This window comes from Empedobacter sp. UBA6745 (assembly GCF_002453775.1).
In the GTDB taxonomy this organism is placed as follows: Bacteria; Bacteroidota; Bacteroidia; order Flavobacteriales; family Weeksellaceae; genus Empedobacter; species Empedobacter falsenii_C.
The window spans coordinates 182124-188844 of record NZ_DKHL01000057.1; the positions used below are offsets into that span (position 1 = coordinate 182124).

Sequence of the window (6721 nt, forward strand, 5' to 3'; positions counted from 1 at the left end):
ACAAATCAAAACATATTTTTACTTCTCAAATTACAAAAATATAGTTTTGATAAGCTTAAAACGCTTATCGTAAAATACATAAAAAAATTACGATAATGGGAAAGCGTAGATTAGGATTTCTTGAAATCTGGAATTTAAGTTTCGGATATCTAGGAGTTCAAATGGGTTTCGCCTTGCAAAACGCAAATGCGAGCCGTATTCTAAGTTCATTTGGTGCCGACGTGCACGAATTGTCTTGGTTTTGGATTGTTGCACCGTTAATGGGATTGATTGTTCAGCCTATTATTGGTCATTATTCAGATAATACTTGGTCTAAGTTTGGACGAAGAAAACCATACTTTTTAGTAGGAGCTTTATTGGCTTCTTTCGGATTAATCTTAATGCCACAAGCAGGTGCATTTACGGCATTGATGCCTGCATTATGGATGGGTGCTGGATTCTTGATGATAATGGATGCTTCATTCAATATTGCCATGGAACCGATGCGTGCATTTGTAGCAGATATGTTGCCTTCGGATCAACGTACATTAGGATATTCAATTCAAACTGTAATTATTGGTTTAGGAGCTGTTGTGGGTTCGTGGTTACCTTATATTTTGAGCAACTGGTTTGGTGTTTCAAGTGTTGCAGCGGAAGGAGAAGTTCCGTTTCACTTAATTTTATCATTCATTATTGGAGCAATTGCAATTATTGTAACCGTTTTAATTACCATTTTTACAACAAAAGAATATTCGCCAGAAGAATTAGACGCTTTCGAAAAAGCAGAAGGTAGAGAACCAATTGTTGAAGAAAAAGCAAGCTTAACACAGATTTTTACCGATTTTGGAAATATGCCAAAAACGATGAAACAATTAGGTTTAGTTCAGTTTTTTACTTGGTTTGCATTATTCGGTATGTGGGTATTCGCTACGCCAGCTATTGCTCATCATGTTTATGGTTTACCATTGAGTGATACACATTCAGAAACATATCAAAAAGCAGGAGACTGGGTTGGAATTATCTTCGGAGTTTACAACGGTATTTCTGCAATTTTCGCTTTCTTTTTACCTGCAATCGCACTAAAATTTGGTCGAAAAACGACACACGCAATTTCATTAGTTTGTGGAGGATTAGGATTAATTTCAATCTATTTTATTCACGATCCAAAATTATTAATCCTTTCCATGGTCGGAGTAGGAATCGCTTGGGCAAGTATCTTATCGATGCCTTATGCAATTTTAGCGGGAGCAATTCCAGCGAAAAAAATGGGTGTTTACATGGGAATTTTCAATTTCTTCATTTGTATGCCTCAAATCGTCAACGCATTGTTAGGCGGTCCAATTGTAAAATATTTATATCACGATAATCCAATCTACGCCATTGTTACCAGTGGTGTTGCGCTAATTATTGCAGCACTTTTTGTAACGCGCGTAAAAGATGTGGATGAACCAATCAAAGCATAATCATTTTGAAAACTAAAGCATTTATTTTTGATTTAGATGGTGTCATCGTCGACACTGCAAAGTACCATTATTTAGCATGGAAAAAATTAGCGAATAATCTAAACATCGATTTTACGCACGAACACAACGAATTGTTGAAAGGTGTTTCTCGTGTGCGATCATTAGAAATTATTCTTGGATTGGGAAATGTTGAAGCTTCTGATGAGCAGAAAAACGAATGGTTAGTTCAGAAGAACAAAGAATATTTAGAATACATCGATAAGATGGATGATTCTGAAATTTTACCAGGCGTTATGAAAGTTTTAAACTTTCTAAAAGAAAACAATCAACCAATCATTTTGGGATCGGCTTCTAAAAATGCGCGTCCAATTTTGGAGAAAGTTAATATTCTAAATTATTTCGATGATATCGTGGACGGAAACGATGTTTCTAATGCAAAACCAGATCCAGAAGTTTTTATCGTTGGAGCGAAAAAAGCGAATCAAACGAATGAAAATTCAATTGTATTTGAAGATTCTGTTGCAGGAATTGAAGCAGCAAATGTTGCAGGAATGACAAGCATCGGAATTGGAGAATCTTCGGTTTTGAATGAAGCAAAATACAACTTTAATAATTTTACTGAAATCTCAACAGATTTCTTGGTCGAATTAATCAATCAATAATTATACAAACTACATACAACAAACAAAATGAATCAAGATTATATCATCCCGAATGCGTGGTCAATTATCGAAGAAGGGTTTGAAAAAGATCGTGTAAAATCGTCTGAAAGTTTATTTTCTATCGGAAATGGAGCAATGGGACAACGTGCTAATTTCGAAGAATTTTATTCGGGCGATACATTTCAAGGAAGCTATATTGCCGGTGTTTATTATCCTGACAAAACAAAAGTGGGATGGTGGAAAAACGGTTATCCAGAGTATTTTGCAAAAGTATTAAATGCGCCAGTTTGGATTGGAATTGACATCGAAATTAACGGTGAAAAATTTGATTTAAACACTTGTAAAGAAGTTAAAAATTTCCGTCGCGAATTGAACATGAAAGAAGGTTTATTGGATCGTTCATTTATGGCAATTTTACCTTCCGGATTAGAAATTGAGGTTTTTGTTCGACGTTTTCTTTCTGCTGATTTAGATGAATTAGGAGCAATTAAATATGATATTAAACCAATCAATGGTGATGCAAAAATTGTCTTTAAACCTTATGTTGATGCAGCTGTAAAGAATGAAGATGCGAATTGGGAAGAGATTTTCTGGGAACCAATTTCTTCTGAAATTAAAGGTGAGCAAGGTTTCGTTCAAGCGCGTACGTTCAAAACTCATTTTGAAGTGGTAACATTTATGCAGAATAAAATCTTAGTAAATGGAAGTTATCAACAAATCGCGCCAACAAATGCTGTTAATACTGAAACGAAAGTAGAATTTACATACGAAGTTGAGGTAAAAGCGAATGATACAACAACAATTGAGAAATTTGGAGGTTATGTAGTTTCGACAAATCATCCTAAAAATGAATTAATTAACGCTGCCGAAAATGTATTGTCTCAAGCAAATGAACAAGGTTATGAACAATTGTTAATAAACCAAAAAGAAGCTTGGGCAAAGATTTGGGAAATGGCTGATATCACGATAGAAGGTGATACGAAAGCGCAACAAGGTATTCGTTTTAATATTTTTCAATTAAATCAAACGTATTCAGGAAAAGATGCTCGTTTGAATATCGGTCCAAAAGGTTTTACAGGAGAGAAATACGGAGGTTCTACATATTGGGATACAGAAGCATATTGTTTGCCATTTTATATGGTAACAAAAAATCAAGAAGTTGCGCGAAACTTGTTAATGTACCGTTTTAATCAATTGGATAAAGCAATTGAAAATGGAGAAAAATTAGGTTTCAATAAAGGTGCAGCTTTGTATCCGATGGTTACGATGAATGGTGAAGAATGCCACAACGAGTGGGAAATTACATTCGAGGAAATTCACCGTAATGGAGCGATTGCTTTTGCGATTTACAACTATGTTCGTTTTACGGGAGATCAAACCTACATTCCAGAAGCTGGTTTAGAGGTTTTATTAGGAATTGCGCGTTTTTGGAAACAGCGTGTAAACTGGTCAAACGACAAAAAACAATACGTGATGTTAGGTGTTACGGGACCTAACGAATACGAAAATAACGTCAACAACAATTTCCATTCTAATTATTGTGCACAATGGTGTATGAATTATTTGTTGGAACAAGTTGAAAATGTCAAAACAAATTATCCAGAAGATTTTGCACGTATTGCAGCTAAAACAAATATTACTGATGCAGAATTAGCAGAGATGAAAGAAGTTGCGGCGAATATTTATTTTCCTTTCAGCGAAGAATTAGGAATTTATTTACAGCAAGATGGTTTCTTGGATAAAGATTTAACACCTGTTTCTGAATTATCAAAAGAAGAACGTCCAATTAACCAAAAATGGTCGTGGGACAGAATTTTACGTTCGGCTTACATCAAACAAGCAGATGTTTTACAATCGTTCTATTATTTTGAAGATCAATTTTCGAAAGAACAATTAGAAAAACATTTTGATTTCTACGAACCATTAACGGTTCACGAATCATCTTTATCGCCTTGTGTTCACTCTATTCAAGCGGCAACGTTGGGGAGAATGGAACAAGCGTATACATTTTATTTGAGAACTTCTCGTTTGGATTTAGACGATTATAACAAAGAAGTTCACGAAGGATTACACATCACATCTATGGCAGGAACTTGGATGTCGATTGTAGAAGGATTTGGAGGAATGCGTGTGAAAAACGATCAATTGTATTTTGAGCCACGTTTACCAGAACAATGGGAAGGATTTACATTCAAAGTGAATTTCCGTCATCAAATCCTAAAAGTTATCGTAAATAAAGGAGAAACAACTTTTGAATTGGAAGGAACAGAACCGTTAGAGGTTTATGTTTTTGACCAGAAAGTAGTTGTTCAGCCTTCGATTTAATAAAGGGAATCTAATACCTTGAAGGCTTCGGTTTTCAGGGTATTTTTATTTAAAGTAGAAAGTTTTAAGTTATAATTTCACGTCACTTCGAGTGAATTTTTGAAATGAAAATGAAGAAAATTTGTATCGAGAAGTAAGATGTGAATATTCGTCTAATTTCTCGATACAATTCTTATCAGAATCACTCGAAATGACGAATAAAAGAATTATCCTGAATTCATTTCAGGATCGCATGAAGTAGAGAATGAGAAGCTGAAACAAATTCAGCTCGGCAGAGAATTAAAAAGATTCTTTGATAAAATCAGAATGATAATTTCATTAATGTAGTAAAGTAAATGTCATTCCGACGAATGGAGGAATCTAAAAAAAACAAAACACATGAAAAAAATACTATTATTATCATCTTTCCTATCAACATTTGCGTTTGCTCAAATCCAAAAAGTTGAGCCAATGTTTTGGTGGAAAGGAATGAAAAATCCAGAAGTTCAAATTTTGGTTTATGGGAAAGATATTAGTAAATACAATATTGAATTATCGGATAATGTAAAAATTCAAAATTTACAGAAAACTGAAAATCCAAATTATGTTTTTGTAACGATTAATACGAATGAAGTAAACAAATCATCATTCAAAATTAACATCAAAAACAAAAATAAAATTGTTGATTCGTATACATACGAGTTAAAAGATCGTCAACCAAATTCTGCAAATCGTTCATCTTTTACGTCAAAAGATATGGTGTATTTGATTATGCCAGATCGTTTTGCGAATGGTGATGAAAGCAATGATTCGAAGAAAGAGTTAACAGATAAAGCCAATCGTTCTATCCCAGATGGCCGTCATGGTGGGGATTTGCGAGGAATTATTAACAATTTAGATTATTTACAAAATCTTGGCGCAACAGCGGTTTGGTTAACACCTGTTAATGAAGATAATGAAAAACAACATTCCTATCACGGTTATGCACAAACTGATTTGTATAAGATTGATGGACGTTACGGAAGCAATGAAGATTATCGCGAATTATCACAGAAATTAAATCAACGTGGAATGATGTTGATTCAAGATTATGTGACAAATCATTGGGGAATTTCGCATTGGATGATTCAAGATTTGCCTTCGCAAGATTGGATTCACAAATTTCCTGGAGGAAAAGATGGTTTCCGTCGTTCCAATTATCGTACAACAACCCAATTTGATAAAAACGCGGCAGAAGTAGACAAAAAAGAAGCGTTGAATGGTTGGTTTGATTATACAATGCCAGATATGAATCAATCAAATCCGTTGGTGCTAAATTATCTGACGCAAAATGCAATTTGGTGGATAGAATATGCAGAATTAGGCGGAATGCGTGTCGATACATATCCATATAATGACAAAGAAGGAATGGCAAAATGGGTAAAAGCAATTACGACAGAATATCCAAATTTCAATGTAGTTGGAGAGGCTTGGATGTATTCGGCAGCACATATTTCGTATTGGCAAAAAGATTCTAAAATTGCTAAAATCGATAATTATAATTCGTATTTACCTTCGGTAATGGATTTTCCATTGTTTTCAGAATTGCCAAAAGCAATCAAGGAAGAGGAATCGTGGGACAAAGGAATGATTAAATTGTACAATTCATTTACCAATGATTTCTTGTATCCGAATGTCAACAATATGTTTGTGTTTATGGAAAATCATGATACAGAGCGTTGGAATGAAGTGATGAATGGTGATGTGAATGATTATAAACTTGGTTTGTCATTAATCTCTACTGTCCGTGGAATTCCGCAAGTATATTACGGTTCTGAAATCGGAATGCGAGGAGATAAAAGTAAAGGTGATGCAGCAATTCGACAAGATTTTCCTGGAGGTTGGAAGTCAGATAAACAGTCGGCTTTTACAAATGAAGGAAGAACTGCGGAGCAAAAAACGTTTCATGATTTTACAGCAAAACTTTTCAATTGGCGCAAAAATAAAGAAGTTATTCATTCAGGGAAAACAAAACATTACATGCCACAGAGTAATGTTTATGTGTATTTCAGATACAATGATAACGAATCTGTAATGGTTATTTTGAATGCAAATCCAGAAAAACAAACGTTCAAATTAGATCGTTTTGCAGAATCATTAAACGGATTTACTTCTGGAAAAGATATTATTTCGGACAAATTTTTACCAATCAATATAAATGGAGAAATCACAATTGATGGTAAATCTTCGATGATTATTGAACTTGGAAAGTAGTACGTTTAAGTTCTAATTTCACGTCACTTCGAGTGAATTTTCGAAATGTAATGGAGAAAA

Annotated in this window: 4 protein-coding genes; all 4 read left to right on the forward strand. The window is 34.2% G+C overall.

Translation table 11 applies throughout. From position 1 onward, the window contains the following. Positions 1-95: 95 nt before the first annotated feature. A complete protein-coding gene (locus tag B4H69_RS16260; RefSeq protein ID WP_180905798.1) occupies positions 96-1442 on the forward strand; it encodes an MFS transporter in 1347 nt (448 codons plus the stop codon). A 5-nt stretch (positions 1443-1447) separates the two neighbouring features. Beyond that, positions 1448-2104, forward strand: coding sequence for a beta-phosphoglucomutase (gene pgmB / locus B4H69_RS16265; protein ID WP_180905799.1), 657 nt, complete (start codon positions 1448-1450; stop codon positions 2102-2104). 27 nt (positions 2105-2131) lie between these two features. Further along, complete coding sequence (locus B4H69_RS16270) at positions 2132-4429, forward strand: glycoside hydrolase family 65 protein (RefSeq protein ID WP_180905800.1); 2298 nt, start codon at positions 2132-2134, stop codon at positions 4427-4429. Positions 4430-4807: 378 nt separating this feature from the next. Continuing rightward, positions 4808-6661, forward strand: coding sequence for a glycoside hydrolase family 13 protein (locus B4H69_RS16275; RefSeq protein ID WP_180905801.1), 1854 nt, complete (start codon positions 4808-4810; stop codon positions 6659-6661). The last annotated feature ends 60 nt before the right edge of the window (positions 6662-6721 follow it).

Bases quoted from the DNA above. Each gene is read 5' to 3' on its own strand.
- B4H69_RS16260 (WP_180905798.1), top strand. From the start codon at position 96: ATGGGAAAGCGTAGATTAGGATTTCTTGAAATCTGGAATTTAAGTTTC.
- B4H69_RS16270 (WP_180905800.1), top strand. From the start codon at position 2,132: ATGAATCAAGATTATATCATCCCGAATGCGTGGTCAATTATCGAAGAA.
- B4H69_RS16275 (WP_180905801.1), top strand. From the start codon at position 4,808: ATGAAAAAAATACTATTATTATCATCTTTCCTATCAACATTTGCGTTT.